General features: G+C 64.8%; 17 protein-coding genes. 2 read left to right on the forward strand and 15 right to left on the reverse strand.

Annotated elements, in window-relative coordinates; genetic code table 11:
- Positions 1-86 precede the first annotated feature (86 nt).
- From secG to HF684_RS09910, 10 genes are all read right to left on the reverse strand, one after another.
- Positions 87-332, reverse strand: a complete 246-nt coding sequence (secG, locus tag HF684_RS09865; RefSeq protein ID WP_152346380.1) for a preprotein translocase subunit SecG — start codon at positions 330-332, stop codon at positions 87-89.
- A 55-nt stretch (positions 333-387) separates the two neighbouring features.
- The gene (gene tpiA / locus HF684_RS09870; protein ID WP_169252325.1) at positions 388-1,173 is read right to left on the reverse strand and encodes a triose-phosphate isomerase; all 786 of its coding nucleotides are present in this window, start codon (positions 1,171-1,173) and stop codon (positions 388-390) included.
- Positions 1,174-1,187: 14 nt separating this feature from the next.
- Positions 1,188-2,405: a phosphoglycerate kinase gene (locus HF684_RS09875; protein WP_169252326.1), complete on the reverse strand. Its 1,218-nt coding sequence runs from the start codon at positions 2,403-2,405 to the stop codon at positions 1,188-1,190.
- Positions 2,402-3,403, reverse strand: coding sequence for a type I glyceraldehyde-3-phosphate dehydrogenase (gene gap, locus HF684_RS09880; RefSeq protein ID WP_169252327.1), 1,002 nt, complete (start codon positions 3,401-3,403; stop codon positions 2,402-2,404). Before gap ends, HF684_RS09875 begins: the two co-directional genes overlap by 4 nt.
- A gap of 9 nt (positions 3,404-3,412) precedes the next feature.
- Entirely contained in the window at positions 3,413-4,396 is a 984-nt protein-coding gene (gene whiA, locus HF684_RS09885; protein ID WP_025777783.1) for a DNA-binding protein WhiA, read from the reverse strand.
- A gap of 25 nt (positions 4,397-4,421) precedes the next feature.
- On the reverse strand, positions 4,422-5,417 hold the full coding sequence (yvcK, locus tag HF684_RS09890; RefSeq protein ID WP_169252328.1) for a uridine diphosphate-N-acetylglucosamine-binding protein YvcK: 996 nt from the start codon (positions 5,415-5,417) through the stop codon (positions 4,422-4,424).
- A 1-nt stretch (position 5,418) separates the two neighbouring features.
- Positions 5,419-6,315, reverse strand: a complete 897-nt coding sequence (rapZ, locus tag HF684_RS09895; RefSeq protein WP_169252329.1) for an RNase adapter RapZ — start codon at positions 6,313-6,315, stop codon at positions 5,419-5,421.
- A gap of 78 nt (positions 6,316-6,393) precedes the next feature.
- Positions 6,394-8,253: an excinuclease ABC subunit UvrC gene (gene uvrC, locus HF684_RS09900; protein WP_169252330.1), complete on the reverse strand. Its 1,860-nt coding sequence runs from the start codon at positions 8,251-8,253 to the stop codon at positions 6,394-6,396.
- 5 nt (positions 8,254-8,258) lie between these two features.
- A complete protein-coding gene (gene uvrA / locus HF684_RS09905; protein ID WP_169253859.1) occupies positions 8,259-11,129 on the reverse strand; it encodes an excinuclease ABC subunit UvrA in 2,871 nt (956 codons plus the stop codon).
- A 58-nt stretch (positions 11,130-11,187) separates the two neighbouring features.
- Positions 11,188-13,683: a DUF3516 domain-containing protein gene (locus tag HF684_RS09910; protein ID WP_169252331.1), complete on the reverse strand. Its 2,496-nt coding sequence runs from the start codon at positions 13,681-13,683 to the stop codon at positions 11,188-11,190.
- 65 nt (positions 13,684-13,748) lie between these two features.
- On the opposite strand from HF684_RS09910, the gene HF684_RS09915 reads away from it, so the two are divergent.
- On the forward strand, positions 13,749-14,039 hold the full coding sequence (locus HF684_RS09915; protein ID WP_169252332.1) for a YciI family protein: 291 nt from the start codon (positions 13,749-13,751) through the stop codon (positions 14,037-14,039).
- 132 nt (positions 14,040-14,171) lie between these two features.
- Here HF684_RS09915 and HF684_RS09920 read toward each other — a convergent pair whose 3' ends face one another.
- From HF684_RS09920 to rpsA, 5 genes are all read right to left on the reverse strand, one after another.
- Positions 14,172-15,230 (reverse strand): TerC family protein, encoded by a 1,059-nt coding sequence (locus tag HF684_RS09920; RefSeq protein WP_169252333.1) that lies wholly within the window; start codon positions 15,228-15,230, stop codon positions 14,172-14,174.
- Positions 15,231-15,417: 187 nt separating this feature from the next.
- A complete protein-coding gene (uvrB, locus tag HF684_RS09925; protein ID WP_169252334.1) occupies positions 15,418-17,550 on the reverse strand; it encodes an excinuclease ABC subunit UvrB in 2,133 nt (710 codons plus the stop codon).
- Between the two features lie 90 nt (positions 17,551-17,640).
- The gene (gene coaE, locus HF684_RS09930; RefSeq protein ID WP_169252335.1) at positions 17,641-18,816 is read right to left on the reverse strand and encodes a dephospho-CoA kinase; all 1,176 of its coding nucleotides are present in this window, start codon (positions 18,814-18,816) and stop codon (positions 17,641-17,643) included.
- A 9-nt stretch (positions 18,817-18,825) separates the two neighbouring features.
- The gene (locus tag HF684_RS09935) at positions 18,826-20,649 is read right to left on the reverse strand and encodes a hypothetical protein (protein WP_248278870.1); all 1,824 of its coding nucleotides are present in this window, start codon (positions 20,647-20,649) and stop codon (positions 18,826-18,828) included.
- 46 nt (positions 20,650-20,695) lie between these two features.
- Entirely contained in the window at positions 20,696-22,180 is a 1,485-nt protein-coding gene (rpsA, locus tag HF684_RS09940; protein ID WP_025777794.1) for a 30S ribosomal protein S1, read from the reverse strand.
- Positions 22,181-22,386: 206 nt separating this feature from the next.
- Between rpsA and HF684_RS09945 the strand changes: the two genes are divergently transcribed.
- Positions 22,387-23,226, forward strand: coding sequence for a class I SAM-dependent methyltransferase (locus HF684_RS09945; protein WP_169252337.1), 840 nt, complete (start codon positions 22,387-22,389; stop codon positions 23,224-23,226).
- Positions 23,227-23,228: the final 2 nt, after the last annotated feature.

A 23,228-nucleotide genomic window follows, 5' to 3' on the forward strand; every position in this document is an offset into this window, starting at 1 on the left:
GCGGCACTGATCCGCCGGAACGACGGGCAGACCACGGACGAGAAGGACCCCGACCGGAATGGTCGGGGTCCTTCTCGTTCGTCTGCTCAGGCGTTGAAGCGGGTGAGGACGCCCAGCAGGATGATGCAGGCCGCCCAGATGATCGCCATGAGCGTCGTGAACCGGTTGAGGTTGCGCTCGGCGACGCCCGAGGATCCCAGCGACGAGGACATTCCGCCGCCGAACATGTCGGACATGCCACCGCCCTTGCCCTTGTGCATGAGAATCAGCAGGGTGAGGAAGATGCTCGTGAGCACGAGCAGAGCGATGAGAATGATGTTGAGGATTTCCACGTCGGATTCAACCTATGTTTCGTCGAGTGTTTCGTCGAATGATGCGTCTGTCAGTCTACTTCGCGACTGCGGCCTTGCACAAAGCGGCGAAGTCCGGGCCGCTCAGGCTCGCACCGCCCACCAGAGCGCCGTCGACGTCCGCGGAGGCGACGATCTCTGCCACATTGTCGACCTTGACCGATCCGCCGTAGAGGATGCGGGTGGTCTGGGCAAGAGCGTCGCCGTACTTCTCACCGATGCGTGCGCGGATCGCCGACGCCATCTCGGCGGCATCGGCGGCCGTGGCGGTCTCACCGGTGCCGATCGCCCACACGGGTTCGTAGGCGATGACGAGGCCGGAGAGATCAGCGGCGTCGAAGCCGGCCAGGGACTCGTCGAGCTGCCTGAGCGTGAACTCGATGTGGCTCTTCTCCTGCCGCTGTTCCAGGGACTCGCCCACGCAGAGGATCGGGGTGAGTTCGGCCGACAGTGCGGCCTTGATCTTCGCGGCCACGACCTCGTTGGTCTCCTGGTTGTCCGCGCGGCGTTCGCTGTGTCCGATGACCACGTAGCTGCAGCCGAGGCGGGAGAGGAACGAAGCGGCGATCTCTCCCGTATGTGCTCCGGGAGCGTGCTGGGAGACGTCCTGGGCGCCGTATTTCAGCCACAGTTTGTCGCCTTGGACGAGAGTCTGCACCGAACGGATGTCGGTGAACGGCGGGATGACGACGACTTCACAATGGCTGTCGTCGAGTTTGGCGTCTTCGAGAGCCCAAGCGAGCTTCTGGACAGCGGAGATCGCCTCCAGGTGATCGTGGTTCATCTTCCAGTTGCCTGCCAGCAGCAGGGTGCGGTCGCTCATGGTGTGTGTCTTCCTCATCCGAGTGCGTCGAGTCCGGGCAGGGTCTTGCCTTCGAGGTATTCGAGGCTGGCACCTCCGCCGGTGGAGATATGGCCGAAAGCATCGTCGGCGAAGCCGAGGCTGCGCACGGCGGCCGCGGAGTCGCCGCCGCCGACCACGGTCAGGCGCTGTCCCCGACCGCTGGCGTCATCGGTCAGTGCCTGGGCGACGGCCTTGGTTCCGGCAGCGAAGGCAGGGAATTCGAAGACGCCCATCGGCCCGTTCCAGAACACGGTGGTCGAGCCCGCGATGATCTCGGCGTAGGTGCGGGCCGATTCGGGTCCGATGTCGAGGCCGAGGCCGTTGGCTCCGGCCGGAGTGTCTTCGAGTTCGGCGACGGGCCGGACCCAGTGCTCGGCGTCGGCGGCGAAGGAGGCGGCCATGACGATGTCCGTGGGCAGGACGATGCGGGCCCCTCCGGACCGGGAGCGTTCGAGGTAGCCCCTGACATCGTCGATGCGGTCCTTCTCGACCAGGCTCGAACCGATGTCGTGGCCGAGCGCGGCGAGGAAGGTGAAGACCATTCCCCCGCCGATGAGCAGATTGTCGGCACGGTCGATGAGGTTGTCGATGACGCCGAGTTTGTCCGAGACCTTCGACCCGCCGAGGACGACGGTGAACGGTGAGGCGGGATCGTTGAGCAGCCGGTCGCTGACTTCGACTTCCGCGCGCACCAGCGAACCGGCATAGTGCGGGAGGAGTCCGGCGATGTCGTAGACCGAGGCCTGCTTGCGGTGGACGACGCCGAAACCGTCGGAGACGAAGTCGTCGGCCAGTCCGGCCAGGCGGGACGCGAACTCCTGGCGCTGCGCATCGTCTTTCGCCGTCTCGCCGGGGTTGAAGCGGAGGTTCTCCAGCAGCAGCACCTCACCGTCGGACAGGGCCGCGGCCTTCGTCTGCGCATCCTCACCGACGGTGTCGGCGGCGAAGGCGACCGGGCGGCCGATGGCGTCGGCGAGTTCGGGGACGATCGGGGCCAGCGAGAACTGCGGATCCGGTTCTCCCTTGGGCCGACCCAGATGCGACATCACGATGACCTTGGCTCCCGCCTCGGCGAGGGACCTGATGGTTCCGGCCGAGGCCAGGATGCGCCCCCGGTCGGTGATGGTGCCGTCGTCCATCGGCACGTTGAGATCGCTGCGGACGAGCACCGTGTGGCCGGCGAAGATGCCCGCATCGTCGAATGTCCTCATGAGTCCCTTTCGCTGAGAATGTAGCTGACCATGTCTGTGAGTCGGTTCGTGTAGCCCCACTCGTTGTCGTACCAGGCCACGACCTTGATCTGGTCTCCCAGAACCATCGTGAGCTTGGAATCGACGATCGCCGAGGCGGTGGTGCCGACGATGTCGCTGGAGACGAGTTCGTCGGTGGAGAAGTCGAGATAGGGTGATTCATCCGCCGCGGAGGCGAGGATTGCGTTGACCTCGTCGCGGTCGGCGCTCGTGGAGGTGGTGAAGGTGAAATCGATGATCGATCCGGCGGGCACGGGCACGCGCACGGCCAGTCCGTCGAGCTTGCCCTCGAGGTGGGGCATCACGCGGCCGACGGTGCGAGCAGCTCCGGTCGTGGTGGGCACGATGTTGACGGCGGCGGCGCGAGCACGACGCAGATCCCGGTGGGGTCCGTCGACGAGCATCTGATCGCCGGTGTAGGCGTGGACGGTGTTGAGCAGACCGGATTCGACGCCGAGGGCGTCGTCGAGTGCTTTGACGACGGTGGCCATGCAGTTCGTCGTGCACGAGGCGTTCGAGACCACGGAGTGCACGCTCGGGTCGAAGGTGTCTTCGTTCACTCCCATGACGAGGGTGGCGTCGACGTCCTTTCCGGGGGCGGAGAGCACGACTGTCTTCACAGTGCCTCCGAGGTGGGCCTCGGCCTGGTCCTGACGCGTGAAGCGTCCGGTGGATTCGACGACGAGTTCGACCTTGTGCGAGCTCCAGTCGATGGCGGCCGGCTCGGCTTGGCTGGTCACGGCGATTTCGCGTCCGTCGACGATGATCACCTCGTCGGCGGCCTCGACGTCATGGTCGAACCGCGGCCAGACGGAATCGTGGGAGAGCAGATGGGCCAGGGTCGTCGTATCGGTGAGATCGTTGATGGCCACGACCTCGAAATCGGCATCGGGTTCGAGGGACAGACGGAACAGGGCACGACCGATGCGGCCGAAGCCGTTGATGGCGATTCGTCTCATGCCTCGATCTTAGCGATCCTCGAGCATTTCCGGGGTCAGACTGGCTTCGGTGCCGGGAATTCCCAGTTCTTCCGCATGCTTGTCCGCAGTCGACAGCAGCCTGCGGATCCGGCCGGCGACCGCGTCCTTCGTCATCGGCGGGTCGGCGAGCTGACCGAGTTCCTCGAGGGACGCCTGTTTGTGAGTCACTCGCAGCTGACCGGCATAGCGCAGGTGCTCGGGGACCTCGTCGCCGAGGATCTCCAGTGCGCGTTCGACCCGGGCGCCGGCGGCCACAGCGGCACGGGCAGAGCGGCGCAGGTTCGCATCGTCGAAGTTCGCCAGACGGTTCGCGGTCGCGCGGACTTCCCTGCGCATCCGCCGTTCCTCCCAGACCAGCACGGCACTGTGGGAGCCCATGCGGGTGAGCAGTGCGGCGATATCGTCGCCATCGCGGATGACGACGCGATCGACTCCGCGGACCTCCCGGGCCTTCGCACTCAGTCCGAGGCGGCGAGCGGCACCGACGAGGGCAAGAGCCGCCTCGGGGCCCGGGCACGTGACCTCGAGTGCCGAGGAACGTCCCGGTTCGGTCAGTGAGCCGTGGGCGAGGAAGGCTCCGCGCCAGGCGGCTTCGGCATCGGCCACGGAGCCGTTGACGATGGCCGAGGGCAGCCCGCGCACGGGCCGGCCGCGGTTGTCGACGAGTCCGGTCTGGCGGGCCAGCGCTCCCCCGTCACGGGTGACACGCAGCAGATAGCGGTTGGAGCGGCGGATCCCGGCGGCGTTGATGACGACGATGTCGGCGTGCTGACCGTAGAGGTCCTTGATCTCCGCACGCAGTCGTTTGGCGGCCTGAGCGGTGTCGAGTTCGGCCTCCAGGACGATCGAGCCGTTGACGAGGTGCAGTGCCGACGAGAAGCGGAAGATCGAGGACACCTCGGCCTTGCGGGCGGAGGTGCGTGTGATCGTCACACGCGCCAACTCGTCCTTGACCTGAGCGGTCAGTGCCATAGCTCGTCCTCCTGCACCTGAAGTTCTACCACTGCTCGGCGACGCCGATCCCGGCGTCCAACAACATGTCACGGTAGCATGCCGCGAGTTTGAGACTGTCATGCTGACCCTGCCGCCGTGAGCGCAAGGGACGTTCCCAGAGTTTCGCCCCGAACATGTCTTCGGCCCGCTGCGGCAGATCGGGTTCGAGTTCGGTAGCCGCCTCGTCGACGAGGACATAGTCCAAGGTCAGTGAGCGGGCATGGCGGTGGAGGGAGACGAGGTGTTCGCCGAGGCTCAGATCCCTCGTCTCACCGTCGGTGGAGCTGAGGTTGAGCGTGAGGGATTTCACCGCATTCGAGGCCACGATCGCCTCCGCGAGGGAGGGCACGAGCAGGTGCGGCATCACTGAGGTGTACCAGGAGCCGGGGCCGAGGTTGAGGACATCGGCTTCCTCCACGGCTTCGACTGTCTCGTAGCGGGCCGGTGGGGCCGCCGGATCGAGGCGCACGGTCTCGACGTGGCCGATCGTGGACGCGAGCACGGACTGGCCGCGCACGACCTGGAAGGAGCCGGGGAACTTCACATCGGCTTCGATCGTCAGCGGCACCGAGGACATCGGCAGCACGCGTCCATGAGCACGCAGCAGCCGGGCCATCCAGTCCAGGCCGGCCACATGGTCGCCGTGGATCTGCCACAGTGCTGCGATGAGCAGATTGCCCACCGCGTGACCGTCCAGCTCACCCGTCGATTCGAAGCGGTGCTGGATGACATCACGCCAGGTCTGGCCCCACGTGCCGTCATCGCAGAGCGCGGCCAACGCCATCCGCAGATCGCCGGGAGGCAGTCCGCCGAGTTCATCGCGCAGTCGTCCGGAGGAGCCGCCGTCGTCGGCGACGGTGACGACCGCGGTGAGGTCTTCGGTGAGCAGGCGGAACGCCCTCAGCGCCGCATAGAGTCCGTGGCCTCCGCCGAAGGAGACGATATTGGGACCGTCTTTCTGTGCGCCCGTGGAGATGACGGGCAGATCTTCGGTCTCCATGTCATTCTCTTCCCAGATCGCGGTGACGCACAGCCACGGGGATCCCGGTCTGGGCCGAGAGCAGTCGTCCGACGCGTTCGCTGATCGCCACGGAACGGTGTTTGCCGCCCGTGCAGCCGATGCCGATCATCGCGTAGCCGCGACCCTCGTGCAGATAGCCCTCGGCGACGGTGGACAGGGTTGCGGCATAGCGTTCGATGAATTCCTCGGCGCCGTTCTGTTCGAGGACGTAGTCTGCGACATCGGAGTCGAGTCCGTTGTGTCCGCGCAGGTGGGGAATCCAGTACGGGTTGGGCAGGAAGCGGACGTCGGCGATGTGGTCGGCGTCCTTGGGCAGTCCGTATTTGAATCCGAAGCTCATCACCGTCAGGCGCAGCGGCGGGGTGTCGTCGTCGCTGAAGCGCTTGCGCACCTCCGCCGAGAGCTGGTGCACGTTGAGTTCGGAGGTGTCGACGATGATATCGGCGCGGTGTCTGAGGGATTCGAGCTCGGCACGTTCGGCTTCGATGCCGTCGAGCAGGGTCCCCTCCCCCTGCAGAGGATGGGGTCGCCTCGTCGATTCGAACCGTCGGACGAGGACTTCGTCGGAGGCGTCGAGGAAGACGATGCGCAGGGACAGACCCTGATCGACGAAATCGCTGATCGTCTCCTGCAGCTCGGTGTACTTCGTCCGCCCTTTCGCGTCGATGACGATGGCGATCTTCGGCAGGGCACCGTCGGCCCGAGCGACGAGTTCGACGAGCGGACGCATCATCTGCGGCGGCAGGTTGTCGACGACGTACCAGTCCATGTCTTCGAGCACATTGGCCACGGTGGTGCGGCCGGCTCCGGACATGCCGGTGACGAGCACCACCTCGATGGGGTGGTCGGATCCGTTCGATTCGGCCTGCACGCTCACGCGTCCTCCTCTGCTCGTGCCCGTTCGGTCGGTGGGCACACTGTCCCTCGGCACTACTCTAGGGCAGAATCGCAGAGCTCAGTCGGCCAGAGCCGCGACGATCTTCGCAGCGAGGGCGGGACCGATTCCCCTGACCTCACAGATCTCCTCGGCGGTGGCGGCGCGGACCTTCTTCACGGATCCGAAATGACGCAGCAGAGCGGTGCGCTTCGACTCGCCGAGACCCGGGATATCGTCGAGCACCGAACTAGTCATCGCCTTCGCGCGTTTCGACCGGTGGTAGGTGATGGCGAAGCGGTGGGCCTCGTCACGCAGACGCTGCATGAGGAAGAGCCCTTCGGAGTTGCGCGGGAGGATGACGGGGAACGGATCGTCGGGAACCCAGATCTCTTCGAGCCGTTTGGCCAGACCGACGACGGAGATGTCGACGATGCCGAGATCCGTCAGTGCCCGCGTTGCGGCCGCGACCTGCGGGCCGGCGCCGTCGACGACGAGGAGGCTGGGTCGGTAGCCGAAGCGCTCATCGGGCTCTTCGGAGGTCATCTGTTCGAGGTATCGGCTGAACCGACGGGAGACGACGTCGTACATCGAAGCCGTATCGTCGGCCGCGGCGTCACCGTGGATGGCGAAGTGTCGGTAGTCGCGCTTCTTCGCCATTCCGTCCTCGAACACGACGAGGGAGGCGACGACGTTCGATCCCTGAGTGTGGGAGATGTCGATGCATTCGATGCGCAGCGGTGCTTCCGCCAGGTCGAGGTGCTCCTGGATCTCCTTGAGAGCCTGGCTGCGGGTCGTCAGGTCGGAGGAGCGTTTGAGCTTGTGCTGGACGAGCGCTTCCTTCGCGTTCTTGCCCACGGTCTCCAAGGCGGCCTTCTTCTCACCGCGTTCGGGTACCCGCACGGTCACTCGGGAACCACGCTGCTGGCTCAGCCAGGCCTCCAGCGAATCCAGATCCGCCGGCAGGGAGTCGACGAGGATCTCCTTCGGGATGGCATCGGCATCGAGTCCCGAGTAGGCCTGTCGCAGGTAGTCGGTGGTCAGCTCGGCGGGAGTGTGATCGTCGGAGCGTTCGATGATCCAGCCGCGCTGACCGCGGATACGGCCCTGACGCACATGGAAGACCTGGACGGAGGCCTCGAGTTCCTCGGTGACGAGGGCGAAGATGTCGCAGTCGGCGCTCACGGACAGGACCACAGCCGATTTGTCGAGGACCTTCTGCAGCGCGGAGATCTCGTCGCGCAGACGGGCCGCGCGCTCGTAGTCGAGTTCCGCCGCGGCGCTGGCCATCTCCTTCTGCCGGTGGCTGATGAATCGGCCGGTGTTGCCGGACATGAAATCAGAGATGCTGCGGGCCAGATCCTTGTGATCGCCCTTGCTGATCTGGCCGACGCAGGGGGCTGCGCATTTGTCGATGTATCCGAGCAGGCATGGCCTGCCGCTGCGTTCGGCCCGACGGTAGACCCCCGGTGTGCAGGTCCGCATGGGGAAGGCCCTGAGCAGCAGATCGAGCGTGTCCTTGATCGCCCACACCTGAGCGAACGGACCGAAGTACTTCACGCCCTTGCGTCGCTTTCCGCGGGTGATGAAGGCGCGAGGCACCTCGTCGTTCATCGTGATCGCCAGATACGGATAGGACTTGTCGTCGCGGAACATGACGTTGAACCGCGGATTGAACTCGTTGATCCACGTCCATTCGAGCTGGAGCGCTTCGACCTCGGTGTCGACGACGGTCCATTCCACCGAGTTCGCGGTGTGGACCATCGTCGACGTGCGCGGATGCAGCTGGGCGGGATTGGCGAAGTACGAGTTGAGTCGATTGCGAAGGTTCTTCGCCTTTCCGACATAGATCACCCGCCGGTCGGGATCCCGGAACTTGTAGACCCCGGCCGAGGTGGGGATCGACCCGGTGGCCGGACGGTAGGTGGATGGATCAGGCATTCGAATCAGGATTTGAGCATCGGTTTGAGGAACCGTCCGGTGTGGGATTCGGCCACCTCGGCGACCTCTTCGGGTGTGCCCTGGGCGATGATCTGCCCACCACCGCGACCGCCCTCCGGGCCGAGGTCGATGATGTGATCGGCGTTGCCGATGACGTCGAGGTTGTGTTCGATGACGATGACCGTATTGCCCTTGTCGACGAGTCCCTGGAGGACCATGAGCAGCTTCGAGATGTCCTCGAAGTGCAGACCGGTCGTCGGTTCGTCGAGCACGTAGACGGTGCGACCGCGGGAGCGCTTCTGCAGTTCCGCGGCGAGCTTGACACGCTGGGCCTCACCGCCGGAGAGAGTCGTGGCCGGCTGTCCGAGTCGGACATAGCCGAGCCCCACTTCGACGAGAGTCTTGAGGTGGCGTGAGATCGCGGGAATCGCGGCGAAGAAGTCGTTGGCCTCTTCGATCGGCATGTCGAGGACTTCGGCGATGTTCTTGCCCTTGAAGGTGACCTCCAGGGTCTCGCGGTTGTACCGGGCGCCCTGGCAGACTTCGCAGGGCACGTAGACGTCGGGCAGGAAGTTCATCTCGATCTTGATCGTGCCGTCGCCGCTGCAGTTCTCGCAGCGTCCGCCCTTGACGTTGAACGAGAATCGTCCGGGCAGATAGCCGCGGACCTTCGCCGATTCGGTTTCGGCGAACAGCCGGCGCACATGGTCGAAGACGCCGGTGTAGGTTGCGGGGTTCGACCGCGGGGTGCGCCCGATCGGCGACTGGTCGACGTGGACGACCTTGTCGAGGTTGTCCAGGCCGGTCACGCGTTTGTGCCGTCCCGGCACCCGGGAGGCACCGTTGAGGACGTTCGCCATCTGCGTGTAAAGGATCTCGTTGACCAGAGTCGATTTGCCCGACCCGGACACTCCGGTGACCGCGGTGAGCACACCGAGGGGGAAGGACACCGTGACGTCGCGCAGGTTGTTCTCCACGGCCTTCTCGACGGTGACCATCCGCTCCTTGTCGACGGGACGGCGGGTCGGCGGGATCTGGATCGCTCGTCGACCGGAGAGATAGTCTCCGGTGATCGATCCGTCGGCATCCTTCAGGCCGGTGACAGGACCGGAGTAGACGACCTCTCCCCCGTGCTCGCCGGCACCGGGTCCGATGTCGACGATCCAGTCGGCGGATTCGATGGTGTCCTCATCGTGTTCGACGACGATGAGGGTGTTGCCGAGATCCTTGAGTTTGTTGAGCGTTTCGATGAGCCGGCGGTTGTCACGCTGGTGCAGACCGATCGAGGGCTCGTCGAGGACGTAGAGGACGCCGACGAGGCCGGAGCCGATCTGAGTGGCCAGACGGATGCGCTGGGCCTCACCACCGGAGAGCGTACCGGCGGCCCGGTTGAGGCTGAGGTAGTCGAGGCCGACGTCGAGGAGGAAGCCGAGACGGGCGTTGATCTCCTTCATCACCTGCGCCGCCACCGCGGCGTCCCGGGAGCTCAGTTCGAGGGAACCGAGGAAGGAAGCCGCTTCGTCGAGGGCGAGTTCGGAGACCTCGGCGATGGACCTGTCCCCGACCTTGACGGCGAGGATCTCCGGTTTGAGGCGCGTACCGTCGCAGCTGGCGCACGGGATCTCCCGCATATAGGACTCGTAGCGCTCCCGCGACCACTCGGATTCGGTTTCCTCGTGTTTGCGCTGAATGTATTGATAGACGCCTTCGAAGCCCGTCGAGTACGTGCGTTCACGACCGAAGCGGTTCTTGTACTTGACATGGACCTTGTAGTCCTTGCCCGTGAGTATCGCGGTCTTCGCAGTCTTCGGCAGCTTCTTCCACGGCGTCTTCATATCGAAGCCGAGTTCGTCGCCGAGACCCTTGAGCAGACGGTTGAAGTACTTCGCAACCTGTTTGCCGCCCGACCAGGGCGCGATGGCCCCGGAGCCGAGGCTGAGGTCCTCGTCGGGGACGACGAGATCTTCGTCGACCTGCAGGCGGGTGCCGATGCCGTCGCAGGTGGGGCAGGCGCCGAACGGCGAGTTGAAGGAGAACGAGCGGGGTTCGATCTCGTCGATCGTCAGGGGGTGCTCGTTCGGGCACGACATATGCTCGGAGAATGTGCGGGTCGTGCCCGCGTCGACGAGTTCGACGTCGATGCGTCCGTCGGCGAGCCCCAGGGCGGTTTCGACGGAATCGGTCAGCCGCGGGCGCATTCCCGATTTCGCAACGAGGCGGTCGACGACCACGGAGATCGTGTGCTTGTACTGCTTCTCCAGCGTCGGCGGTTCGCTCAGGCTGATCTGCTCACCGTCGACGATGGCCCGCGAGAAGCCCTTGGACTGCAGGTCGGTGAAGAGATCGACGAATTCGCCCTTGCGGGAGCGGATGACAGGAGCGAGGACGAGGAACTTCGTGCGCTCCTCGAGTTCGAGCAGCTGGTCGACGATCTGCTGCGGTGTCTGCTTCGTGATGACCTCACCGCAGACGGGGCAGTGCGGGGTGCCGATCCGTGCCCACAGCAGGCGGAGGAAGTCATAGACCTCGGTGATCGTGCCGACGGTCGAACGCGGATTGCGCGACGTCGACTTCTGGTCGATGGACACCGCCGGGGACAGCCCTTCGATGAAGTCGACGTCGGGTTTGTCCATCTGTCCGAGGAACATCCGGGCATAGGAGGACAGGGATTCGACGTAGCGTCGCTGCCCCTCGGCGAAGATCGTGTCGAAGGCCAGCGAGGATTTGCCGGAACCGGACAAGCCGGTGAACACGACCATCGAGTCGCGCGGCAGCGCGATCTCGACGTTCTTGAGATTGTGCGCTCGGGCTCCCTTGACCCACAGGGTGTCGAGATGGGAAACGCCTGTCACTTGCTCACCGTTATTGGTTTTCATCACCTGACCACTGTATTACTCGGCACTGACATTGCTGTATTCGCAGCGGTTCGAAGACTCATCCGCCGATCTCTCCGACGGAGAGGATGCGGAGCACGATGTCTCCGGATTCGTCGCTGGCGGCCACGTCCACCTCGGCGTCGATGGCCCAGTCCCTGTTGTCGTCGGGGTCGGCGAGGATCTGTCGGACGCTCCATGTGTCTGAACCGGGGCTGATGTCGATATATTCCCGGCCACGGGCCTTCTGGTCGACGATGAGCTCCCCGTATTCGTCGTAGAAGTCCTCGATCGCGTCCTCCCAGGCCCGTGAGTCGAACCCGGATTCGGCGTCGAGACGGCCGAGCTCCGTGTAGTTCGCACGTTCGGCCAGCAGGACTCGGTGGAACAGAGCATTGCGGATCTCTGCGGTGAAGACCTTCGTGTTCTCGGAGAAGCGGCGGTCGAGGGCCGGCAGATCGTCGGCAGCTTGAGTGGGGTCGAGACCCTGCAGGGTGCGCCATTCGTCGAGCAGCGACGAATCCGTCCGCGCGATGGTCTCACCACACCATTCGATGATGGTCTCGAGTTCCTCGGTCCGGTTCTCCGCGGGAACGTTGTGGAGCAGCGCGCGGTAGACGTCGGTGAGGTAGCGCAGCAGGCTGCCCTCGGCCCGGGCGAGACTGTAGTAGCCGACGAACTGAGTGAAGCCCATGGCCTGCTCGATCATGTCGCGGACGACGGATTTGGGTTCGAAGCCGCCCCGGTGGAGCCAGGGATGAGTCTCGACGAAATGGTCGAAGGCCGGGTCGAGCAACTCGGCCAGGGGTGCGGGGCTTTCGATCTCGTCGAGGATCGCCATGCGTTCGGCGTATTCGACGCCTTCGGCTTTGAGCTCGGCGAGGGTCTCCCCCTTGATCCGGTCGAGTTGGCCCTTCAGTATCTGGAACGGCACCGAGGTGGTCGCCTCGACGATTGACACCACGTCGAGGGCGTAGGTGTCGTCGTCCTCGTCGAGAAGGTCGAGTGCGGCGAGAACGAAGGGCGCCAGGGGCTGGTTGAGCGCGAACTGCGGTCCGAGGTCCTGGGTGGCGACGAGCTCGCTGCCGCGGACCTCGATGAGACCGGCGTCGATGAGGGAGCGTCCGATGCTGATCGCGGTGAGTTTGAGGTCGAGTCGGCGGTCCCTGCTCTCATGCGTCTTGTCGATGAAGTCACTGATTGTCGAGACATCGGAGCCGGGGCGGGCGACGAGGTTGAGGATCGTCGAATGGTCGATATTCATCCGCGGCCGCAGGGTCTCGGATTCGCCCTCGATGAGTTTCGTGAAGGTCTCTTCGGACCAGCCGACGAAGCCGACGGGGGCGGCCTTCTTCTTGACCTTCTTCTTTTTCTTCTTCTCATCGTTCGCGGCCTTCGCTTCGGCCTTGAGGTTGTCGATGACGTGTTCGGGGGCTTGGGCGATGACGTAGCCGCGGGTGTCGAATCCGGCGCGACCGGCACGCCCGGCGAGCTGTTGGAACTCGCGGACGCTGAGCCTGCGCATCTTCCGCCCGTCGAACTTCGTCAGTCCGGTCAGCAGCACGGAGCGGATGGGCACGTTGATACCCACACCGAGGGTGTCGGTGCCGGAGATGACGAGCAGCAGACCCTTCAGCGCGAGCTGTTCGATGAGTCGGCGGTACTTCGGCAGCATCCCCGCGTGGTGGACGCCGACGCCGTGCAGCAGCAGTTTGCGCAGGCTGGTCCCGAATCCCTTGCCGAAGGAGAAGCCCTTGATGGCGGCGGCGATCGCGGCCTTCTGCTCCTTGGAGGCAAGATCGACCGAGAGCAGATTGGTGGCGAGGTCGATGGCACCGTTCTGAGAGTAGGAGACGACGTAGACCGGGGCCTTGTCGTTGCGGACGAGTCCGCGCAGAGTGTCCGAGAGCGTCTCTGTCGAATATTCGTACTCGAGTGGGACGGGTCTGGTCGCCGAGGTGACCACGGAGGAGTCCCGTCCGGTCGTCTCGGTCATGGTTCGCCGGATGTCGGCGGTGTCGCCCAGGGTGGCGGACATGAGGACGAACTGGGTCTGCGGCATCTCGAGGAGGGGCACCTGCCAGGCCCAGCCCCGGGAAGGATCGGCGACATAGTGGAATTCGTCCATGACGACCATCCCGGCATCGAGCAGTCCGCCTTCGCGCAGCGCCTGATTGGCCAGGATCTCCGCCGTGGCACAGATGACGGGAGCATCCGGGTTGACGGTGGAGTCGCCGGTGATCATGCCGACATTCTCGGCTCCGAAGGCGTCGATGAGCGAGAAGAACTTCTCGCTCACCAAGGCCTTGAGCGGAGCCGTGTAGTACGACCGGATCCCGCGAGTGAAGGACTGATAGAGGGCGAAGAGGGCGACGAGCGACTTCCCCGAACCGGTCGGGGTCGCCATGATCGTATTGTCGCCGGCGAGGATCGTGAGGAACGCCTCGTCCTGAGCCGGGTACGGCTCGACTCCGATCTCTGCGCAGTATTCGCCGAAGGACTCATAGATCGTGTCGTCGTCCGCGAATTCCGCTGGGATCTCCTGCAATCTGGCCACGCTGATGCACAGACCTTTCCGATTAGACTGGTTCCATCCTATTGCTCGACACCGAGGAGTCACATATGCCGGTCTTCGCCGTCACCTATCACTATGGTCCCGATACGGATACGCGGATGGAGCACCGCCCTGCGCACCGCCGCTGGCAGGCGGAGATGAATGAGGCCGGGACGATCCTGGCATCCGGCCCCCTGGACAACGATCCCCAGCCGGGAGGACTGCTGATCCTCAGCGCCGCCGACCGCAGAGAGGTCGAGGGCCACCTCGCTGCCGATCCCTATGCGTCACTCGGTGTCATCGAATCGACGGACATCCGCGAATGGACGCCCGTGTTCGGTCCCTTCGCCCAGGGCTGAGAGCCGCACCGCCCGTCCGGGTCTGCCCCGACAGAGCAGAGAAGAGCGGGGTCCGTCTCGAGAGATCGAGACGGACCCCGCTCGTTCTGTGCCGACACCGAGTCCGCGCCCGCATGACCGGGTCCGGTCGGCTCAGGCCCCTTCGGACTCCTCGGAGCTCATGTCTCGGAATGAGATGCCGTCCTTCTTCATCTTCATCAGTGAGGCCAGGGTGGCCACCACCATGGCGAAGACGATGAAGGTCAGCGACAGCCAGGTCGGCACCTCGGGGATCGAATGACCCCAGGAGAGGAACTCCCAATCGCTCGAATGCAGCGCGTGGATGATGAGTTTGACGCCGATGAAGCCGAGGATCGCAGCGATTCCGTAGTGGAGGTACACGAGCTTGTCGACAAGCCCTCCGAGCAGGAAGTACAGCTGACGCAGTCCCATGAGGGCGAACACGTTCGCGGTGAACACGAGGAACGCGTTCTGGGTGACGCCGAAGATCGCGGGGATCGAGTCGAGCGCGAACATCACATCGGTCGAGCCGATGGCGATGAACACGATGAACATCGGGGTCCAGTACTTCTTGTTGTCGTCGAGGGTCACACGCAGCTTGTTGCCGTGATATTCGTCGACGACGTTGATCCGCTTCCGCAGGAACCGGATGAGGCCGTTCTCGCCGTCTCCTTCGTCTTCGGAGCTGAAGGCCTGTCGGTAGGCGACGATGAGGAGGAAGATGCCGAAGATGAAGAAGACTTCGACGAAGGCGCTGATGATCGCCGCACCCGCGAGAATGAAGATGCCGCGGAAGACGATGGCGATGATGATGCCGACCATGAGCACTTCCTGCTGGTACTTCCGCGGTACCGAGAAGCTGCCCATGATGATGATGAAGACGAACAGGTTGTCGATGCTCAACGAGTACTCGAGCAGCCAACCGGTGAGGAATTCGCTGCCGTGCTGGGCATCGCCGATGGCGAACAGCGCACCGGCGAAGACAAGAGCCAGGGCGACGTAGAAGGCGACCCAGATGCTCGCTTCGCGCATCGACGGGGTGTGTGGTCGTTTGACGACGAGGAGGAGGTCGAAGACGAGGATCGCAACGACGATGATTCCCGAGGTGATCATGAACCAGACGGGAATCGGAGATTCGCTCGCTGCAGCGGCGTTGCCGCCGGCGGCCAGCGTGGAGGACAGGATATCCATGGATGCCTTTCGTGGTGAATAGGATGTATCCAGGTCGAAAGTCTCTCCCACGCGGTGAATCTGCGTGCGCTCCGCGTCCGGACCCCGGTGTGGGGTCGTGGTGACGACCGCGGATGGACGGGATACTCCCTTTCGCCAGCACACCAGTATAAACACGCGAGCATCGCTCACGCGTCACCGGCACGGCTCAGGCGTGCCCGGCCTCCTTCATCTGACGCAGCTCCTGCTTGAGGTCGGAGAGCTCATCGCGCAGACGTGCGGCGAGCTCGAACTGCAGTTCCGCGGCAGCCGAATGCATCTGCGAGGTCAGCGATTCGATGAGCTCGGTGAGGTCGGCTGCCGGCGGACGGAGCGAACCGGGTTTGCCCGCGGCTTCCCTCTGTTCGTCGGTCAGGGTCGAGTTGTAGCCGCGCTTTCCCTTGCCGTAGTCGAACTCGGTGAGCAGCTCGCGAGTGTCCTCGTCCTCACGCTGCAGACGCTCGGTGATGTCCGCGATCCGCTTGACCAGCGGGGCGGGATCGATGCCGTGCTCTTCGTTGTAGGCGGTCTGTATCGCGCGCCTGCGGTCGGTCTCATCGATGGCCGTGCGCATCGAATCCGTGATCGTATCGGCGTACATGTGCACCTGGCCGTTGAGGTTGCGAGCGGCACGACCGATCGTCTGGATGAGCGATGTCGACGACCGGAGGAAGCCTTCCTTGTCGGCGTCGAGGATCGCCACGAGGGAGACCTCGGGCAGGTCGAGACCCTCCCGCAGCAGGTTGATGCCGACCAGCACATCGAACTCACCGGCGCGCAGCTCTGTGAGCAGTTCCACACGCCGCAGAGTGTCGACGTCGGAGTGGAGGTACTGGACCCGGATATCGTGTTCGAGCAGATAGTCGGTGAGATCTTCGGCCATCTTCTTCGTCAGCGTGGTCACGAGCACACGCTCGTTCGCATCGACGCGTGTCCTGATCTCGTCGAGCAGGTCGTCGATCTGCCCCTTCGTCGGTTTGACTTTGATCTCCGGGTCGACGAGGCCGGTGGGGCGGATGATCTGCTGGACGTAGCCGTCGGAGTTCCCGAGTTCGAAGTTGCCGGGGGTCGCGGACAGGTACACGCTCTGTCCCACCCGCTCCCGGAACTCGTCGAACTTCAGCGGCCGGTTGTCCATGGCGCTGGGCAGGCGGAATCCGTGTTCGACGAGCGTGCGCTTGCGCGACATATCGCCTTCGTACATGCCGCCGATCTGCGGGACGGTGACGTGGGATTCGTCGATGACGAGGAGGAAATCCTCGGGGAAGTAGTCGAGCAGACAGTTCGGTGCCGAGCCGGGTGCGCGACCGTCGATATGCCGGGAGTAGTTCTCGATGCCGGAGGTGAAGCCCATCGATTCCATCATCTCGAGGTCATAGGTCGTGCGCATCTTCAGCCGCTGTGCTTCGAGCAGCTTGTTCTGAGATTCGAAATCGCTCAGCTGCTTCTGCAGCTCGTCCTCGATCCCGCTGATGGCCTTCGCCATCCGGTTCTCACCGGCGACATAGTGGCTGGCCGGGAACACGTGGATGGTCTCCTCGTCGCGGACGATCTCACCCGTCAGGGGGTGGAGAGTCTGCAGCGATTCGATCTCGTCGCCGAAGAACTCGATGCGCAGCGCGAGTTCCTCGTACTGCGGGATGATCTCCACGGTGTCTCCGCGCACACGGAAGGTGCCGCGGGTGAAGGCCATGTCATTGCGGGCGTACTGCATGGACACGAAGCGTTTGAGCAGCTCGTCCCGATCGCATTCGTCCCCCTTGTGCAAGGTGACCATCCGGTCGACGTACTCCTCGGGTGTGCCGAGACCGTAGATGCACGACACCGTCGAGACCACGACGACATCACGCCTTGTCAGCAGCGAATTCGTGGCCGAGTGCCGGAGCCGTTCGACCTCGTCGTTGATCGAGGAGTCCTTCTCGATGAACGTGTCCGTCTGCGGCACATAGGCTTCCGGCTGGTAGTAGTCGTAGTAGGAGACGAAGTACTCGACCGCGTTGTTGGGCAGCAGCTGTCGGAATTCGTTGGCCAGCTGCGCGGCCAGGGTCTTGTTCGGCGCCATGATCAGCGTCGGTCTCTGCACCTGCTCGATGAGCCATGCCGTCGTCGCCGACTTGCCCGTGCCGGTGGCACCGAGGAGGACGATGTCCCGCTCCCCCGCGTCGAGCCGGTCGGAGATCTCATTGATCGCCGTCGGCTGGTCACCCGAGGGCGAGTATTCGGAGACGACCTCGAAGGGCGCCACCTCGCGGGTGACGTCGGGGCGGTGGCCGATCGCTGGCAGGGGGCGTTCTGAGCTCATGGTCCAACCCTAGCCCCCGCCCCTGACATTGGGCAGGCCGGCACCGGTTCGACACCGCCCGCGACGTGTCGGCCGACGAGTCTCACCGAGTCAGTCGAAGCTGTCGGGGACGAGCCTGCGACGCATCTGCAGGAAGTACGGTTCCTTCGACTCCGCATATGTCCGGATCATCTGTGCGTTCGTGCCACCGTCCGCCTTCGCCTCGGCGACGAGTTCGCGCTTGACCCGCAGGTAGCGGTCTCTCTCCCCCGCGTCCTGGATGAGCAGGTCCCGGAACGCGCGGGCGAAGCGGGCACCGACGGAGTCCGCGGTGCGCACATGCAGATTGACGGCCCGGCCAGGGTCGGTGTTCGCGTGGAACCATTTCCCCTCGGTCGAACTCTCGCCGAGGTGGTCGCTCATCTCCTCTCCCGGATAGCCGAGGTCGGCCAGACGGGGCGCCAGTTCTCGGGCGGCGGTGAGATCGGGGACGATGAGCTGCAGATCGATGACGTCCTTGGCGGGCAGTCCCGGCACCGAGGTGGAGCCGATGTGCTCGATGGCGAAATCGTCGCCTGTGCCGTGTCGCAGCTTTGCGAGCACTCGCTGCGCGTCACCGGTCCGGTCCGTGTGCTCCGGATCGACGAGTTCGAGGGCTGTTCTCGGGGCTCGGAGACCCGCGCCGAGATTGGCGGCGAAGGGTCGGATCCGTTCGTCGATGAGTCGGCCGACCGCGGCCTTCGTCGCCTCGAGACGACCGGAGTTGTCGATGACGACATCACAGGCGGCACGGCGCGTCTCGTCGTCGGCTTGGCGGGAGATCCGTGCGGCGGCGTCATCGCGGTCCATTCCACGGGAATCCATCAGCCTGCCCAGCCGCACCTCGGCGGGCACGTCGACGAGCAGATTGAGGTGGTAGGCAGGGGTCATGGCGTTCTCCACGAGCAGCGGGACGTCGTGGACGACGATCTCGGCATCGGCATGCCGGGCGAAGTGTTCGGCGGTGCGGTCGCGGATCGCCGGATGCATGAGTGCGTTGAGCTGTGCCGTGTGCTCGGCATCGACGAAGGCAGCCGATGCCAGTGCCGGTCGGTTGAGCGAGCCATCGGCGTCCAGCACCTCAGGGCCGAAGGCCGCCGCCAGGTCAGCGAGCAGTGGCTGTCCGGGTTCGACGACCTCGCGGGCGATCGCATCGGCGTCGACGAGCGCTGCCCCGCCCTCGACGAGCATGTCGGACACCGTTGACTTTCCGGCGCCGATTCCGCCGGTGAGACCGATTCTCAGCATGGCCTCATCCTACTGATCCAGGCGGTAGACCCGCACTCCGTCATCGGCGAAGATCGGATCGCCGACAGCAGCATCGAGGAATTCCGCATACTCTCCGTCACCGCCCGGCAGGAGCGGGGCGTCCGGGGCGAGGACGATGAAGTCGACCCCGGCCTTCCGCAGTTCGGCGATCGCCGAGGCGACTTCCCGGCTGTCCGCGTTCGGCATGGGCTCACCGTCGAAGACGGAGGCGTGGAGCACTTCGTCGAGGGCATCCTCGGGGGCGGAGTAGATCACCGGCGAATTCGGGCTCGAACCGATGAAGTAGCCACCGGTCTCCCGGTAGCGGAATCCGCTGACCGACTGCCACACCATGGCTTCGTCGGCGTGGGGCTCAGCCCACGCCAGGGGGCGGGGGAAGGTCTTGACCACGGATCCGGCGGGGACCACCTCGGCGATCGATTCCTCGTAGAAAGCCGGAACGGTCACCTCGTGGGCGGTCTGCGGAGCGGGGAGGACGACGACGGCAGCGAAGACGAGCAGGATGAGGAGGGCGCGGGCGCGACGCAGTCTGTGGTGGTTCAGCGCCCATTGGAGGCCGATGCCGAGCACGGCGAACAGGGCGATCGTCGAGTGGAGGACGAGACGCATGGGCAGGATGTTGTTGAGCACGGGGACGGCTTCGACGAGTGCGAACGGACCGGTCTCGACAAGCACCCGGCCGGCCAGAAGGATCGGGGAACCCAACGCCAGCAGGAAGACGAGGAAACCGGTTGCAGCCGCGATGCGCACCGGGACCGCATACACGGAGCGGCGGCCGAGGCCGCAGACGATGAGCACGGCCGCCACCAGCGCGGGTGCGCCGACGTAGGCGCCGAGTTCGGCCGGGTCGATCTCCATGATCCGGGGCAGCGGGGAGACCCCGGAGCTCAGCCAGGCCGGGGCCGCAGGCAGGATCGGATCGAGCAGGTCGGTGTTCCACACTCCGTGCGGGCGGATGGCGCCGTGTGGGGCGTTCGGGCCGGACATGGTCACCAGCAGCGGGATCGCACACAGCACGGCGATGATCCCGGCGACAGCGGACCCGAGTCCGAGAGCCAGCCACGATCGGCCGCGGTGGAGACCCCGCCCGAACACAGCGAGGCTTGCCAGGAAGCAAAGCGCGGCGAGGAATGTTCCGGCCAGCACTTCGGTGGAGACGTAGAACTGGAAGCCGAGGAGGAGCCCGAAGCCTCCGCCGAGCATCCAGAGGCGGCGGTCGCGGAGAAGGGAACGGCCACGCGCGGCGGTGGTCCGCCCGAGGTCGAGGAGGGCGAGGAGCGCCGAGGCGGTCAGCGGCGGGGTGACGATATAGGCGAGGTTCGGGTGTCCGCCGAGCTGGGCGATGACATAGCTGGAGAAGCCGACACCGGCAGCGGCGAGGAAAGCGGGCAGATGGTCGAGGAAGCGGCGGAAGAGCACCGCCGTGGCCAGGCTGCCCAGCACCGGGAAGGCGAGGACGAGCAGGTTGTAGCTCACGATGGGGCCGGCCACCCACGTGACGGGGGCGAGCAGGATCGCGAAGCCGACCAAGGAGGTGTTCCACGCCCCGTTGACTCCCCCACCGAGGGTGTTCATCGATTCCGTGTACAGCAGACCGCCGGTCTCACCGGCTCCGAACCCGAGGGCGTCGGCGAGCACGTGTGCGCCGTGGCCGAGCCACCAGATGAACAGGGAGGTGTCGTCGTTGGAGGCGACGACGCTGCCGCCGGGGTCCGCGGCGACGGAGCCGAAGACGGTCAGGCTGCCGACGCAGAGGAGGAGGGCGTACCACAGCCAGGGGCGCAGGCGCTCTCGAGTCGTGGGGGCATACACAAAGGGCTCCCGGCCTTCCGACCGGGAGCCCAAGTGATGGCTGCTATCAGCTGCCTGCAAGCTTCTCACGCAGAGCTGCGAGAGCTTCGTCGCTGGCCAGGGTGCCTTCGTCGTTCGCCTCTTCGGAGGAGAACGATCCGGTGGCCGGAGCGGCTTCGGCAGAACCGACGGCATCGGCTGCGGAGGCCTCGGCGTCCGCTGCGATGGCCTTGGCGACCTGCTTCTTGTGCTCTTCCCAGCGTTCCTGAGCGGCGGCGTACTGCTGCTCCCAGGTCTCGCGCTGAGCCTCGTAGCCCTCGACCCATTCGTTGGTCTCGGGGTCGAAGCCCTCGGGGTACTTGTAGTTGCCGTCCTCGTCGTACTCCTGCGGCATGCCGTAGAGAGCGGGGTCGAGGAACTCCTCGGCCTCGGGATCGACGCCTTCGTTCGCCTGCTTCAGCGACAGCGAGATGCGGCGGCGTTCGAGGTCGATGTCGATGACCTTGACGTAGATGGTCTCGTCGACCGAGACGACCTGCTCGGGCAGATCCACGTGGCGCACGGCCAGTTCGGAGATGTGGACGAGGCCTTCGATGCCGTCTTCGACGCGCACGAATGCACCGAACGGAACGAGCTTGGTGACCTTGCCCGGCACGATCTGTCCGATGACGTGCGTACGAGCGAAGTGCTGCCAAGGATCTTCCTGGGTGGCCTTGAGCGACAGCGAGACGCGCTCACGGTCCATGTCGACGTCGAGGACCTCGACGGTGACCTCGTCACCCACGGTGACGACCTCACCCGGGTGATCGATGTGCTTCCAGGACAGTTCGGAGACGTGGACGAGTCCGTCGACACCACCGAGGTCGACGAACGCACCGAAGTTGACGATGGAGGACACGACACCAGGACGGACCTGGCCCTTCTGCAGGGTCTGCAGGAAGTCGTGACGCACGGCCGACTGGGTCTGCTCGAGCCAGGCACGGCGCGACAGGACCACATTGTTGCGGTTCTTGTCGAGTTCGATGATCTTGGCTTCGACCTGCTGGCCGATGTAGGGGGCGAGGTCGCGGACGCGACGCATCTCGACCAGGGACGCGGGCAGGAAGCCGCGCAGTCCGATGTCGACGATCAGGCCGCCCTTGACGACCTCGATGACGGTGCCGGTGACAACGCCGTCGTCTTCCTTGATCTTCTCGATGTCGCCCCAGGCACGCTCGTACTGAGCACGCTTCTTCGACAGCATGAGACGACCCTCTTTGTCTTCCTTCTGAAGAACGAGGGCTTCGATTTCGTCCCCGACCTCGACGACTTCGCCGGGATCGACATCGTGCTTGATGGAAAGCTCACGCGCGAGGATGACGCCTTCCGTCTTGTATCCGATGTCGACGAGGACTTCGTCACGGTCGACCTTGACGACTTCGCCCTCAACGATGTCGCCATCGTTGAAGTACTTGATGGTCTCATCGACGGCGGCGAGGAAATCCTCAGCGGTTCCGATGTCGTTGACAGCGACCTGCTTCGGCTGCACCGATTCCGGCGTGGTGGTGGTCATATAGGTAGGGACTCCGATGGAATATTGGTCCAGATCCGGTACCCTGGCGGCAGGTCGTGTGAGTAGCCGCAAGAACCGAATCCGGTCTCGATTGCGAATTTGGACTTGTATGCACAGGCGCATACGGTTGTCAATGCTAGCACCTTCTTGGGCGTGAATGCACGCCGAAGAGACGAATCATCACCACCTGGGGCCACGGAGGAACCATGAGCGAAGGAACTGACGGAGCCGAGGTCATCAGCGGTGGCTATCTCCCGATCGACGAAGAGGCTTCAGTCCGGGCCAATCGCAGCTATTGGGACAACTCGGCCGAGGAGTATCTGGCCGAGCACGGCACGTTCCTCGGCGCCTCGGATTTCATCTGGTGTCCCGAGGGAATTCACGAATCCGATGTGCGCCTCCTCGGCGATGTCGACCGGAAGCAGGTGCTCGAGGTCGGCTGCGGTGCCGGCCAGTGCTCCCGGTGGCTGGCCGAACAGGGCGCGATCACCACGGGCGTCGATGTCTCGGCCGGGATGCTCGAGCAGGCCTCGCGTCTGCAGCGCGAACATCCCCTCAGCACCGAGGCGACTCCTCCGACCTTCCTCCTCGCCGATGCCAGGCAGCTGCCGTTCGCCTCGAACAGCTTCGACGGTGCGTTCTCCTCCTACGGCGCTCTGCCCTTCGTCAAGGACGCCGAGGTCGTCTTCGCCGAGGTCGCACGAGTGCTGCGCACCGGCGGACAGTGGGTCTTCTCGACGACTCACCCGATGCGGTGGATGTTCCCCGATGTTCCGGGCGAGGCCGGACTGACCGTCGAGTACTCGTATTTCGACCGCACACCGTACGTCGAGCTGTCCTCCGACGGTCAGCCCGTCTACGCCGAGCATCACCGCACGATGAGCGATTGGGTCCGACTGCTCGTCGAGGCTGGCTTCACGATCGATTCGGTGACCGAACCCGAATGGCCGGAAGAGAATCGGACCGCCTGGGGCGGTTGGTCACCGCTGCGCGGAGCGCTGATGCCCGGCACCGTGATCTTCTCCACCACGCTGACCAAGGACTGAGG

This window comes from Brevibacterium sp. 'Marine', from assembly GCF_012844365.1.
GTDB lineage: Bacteria > Actinomycetota > Actinomycetes > Actinomycetales > Brevibacteriaceae > Brevibacterium.

Coding starts and splice junctions, on each gene's coding strand:
- HF684_RS09875 (WP_169252326.1), bottom strand. CDS start 2,405: ATGAGGACATTCGACGATGCGGGCATCTTCGCCGGCCACACGGTGCTC.
- HF684_RS09945 (WP_169252337.1), top strand. CDS start 22,387: ATGAGCGAAGGAACTGACGGAGCCGAGGTCATCAGCGGTGGCTATCTC.
- gap (WP_169252327.1), bottom strand. CDS start 3,403: ATGAGACGAATCGCCATCAACGGCTTCGGCCGCATCGGTCGTGCCCTG.
- uvrC (WP_169252330.1), bottom strand. CDS start 8,253: ATGCCTGATCCATCCACCTACCGTCCGGCCACCGGGTCGATCCCCACC.
- yvcK (WP_169252328.1), bottom strand. CDS start 5,417: ATGGAGACCGAAGATCTGCCCGTCATCTCCACGGGCGCACAGAAAGAC.
- tpiA (WP_169252325.1), bottom strand. CDS start 1,173: ATGAGCGACCGCACCCTGCTGCTGGCAGGCAACTGGAAGATGAACCAC.
- rpsA (WP_025777794.1), bottom strand. CDS start 22,180: ATGACCACCACCACGCCGGAATCGGTGCAGCCGAAGCAGGTCGCTGTC.
- HF684_RS09915 (WP_169252332.1), top strand. CDS start 13,749: ATGCCGGTCTTCGCCGTCACCTATCACTATGGTCCCGATACGGATACG.
- coaE (WP_169252335.1), bottom strand. CDS start 18,816: ATGCTGAGAATCGGTCTCACCGGCGGAATCGGCGCCGGAAAGTCAACG.
- uvrB (WP_169252334.1), bottom strand. CDS start 17,550: ATGAGCTCAGAACGCCCCCTGCCAGCGATCGGCCACCGCCCCGACGTC.
- uvrA (WP_169253859.1), bottom strand. CDS start 11,129: ATGAAAACCAATAACGGTGAGCAAGTGACAGGCGTTTCCCATCTCGAC.
- whiA (WP_025777783.1), bottom strand. CDS start 4,396: ATGGCACTGACCGCTCAGGTCAAGGACGAGTTGGCGCGTGTGACGATC.
- HF684_RS09920 (WP_169252333.1), bottom strand. CDS start 15,230: ATGGATATCCTGTCCTCCACGCTGGCCGCCGGCGGCAACGCCGCTGCA.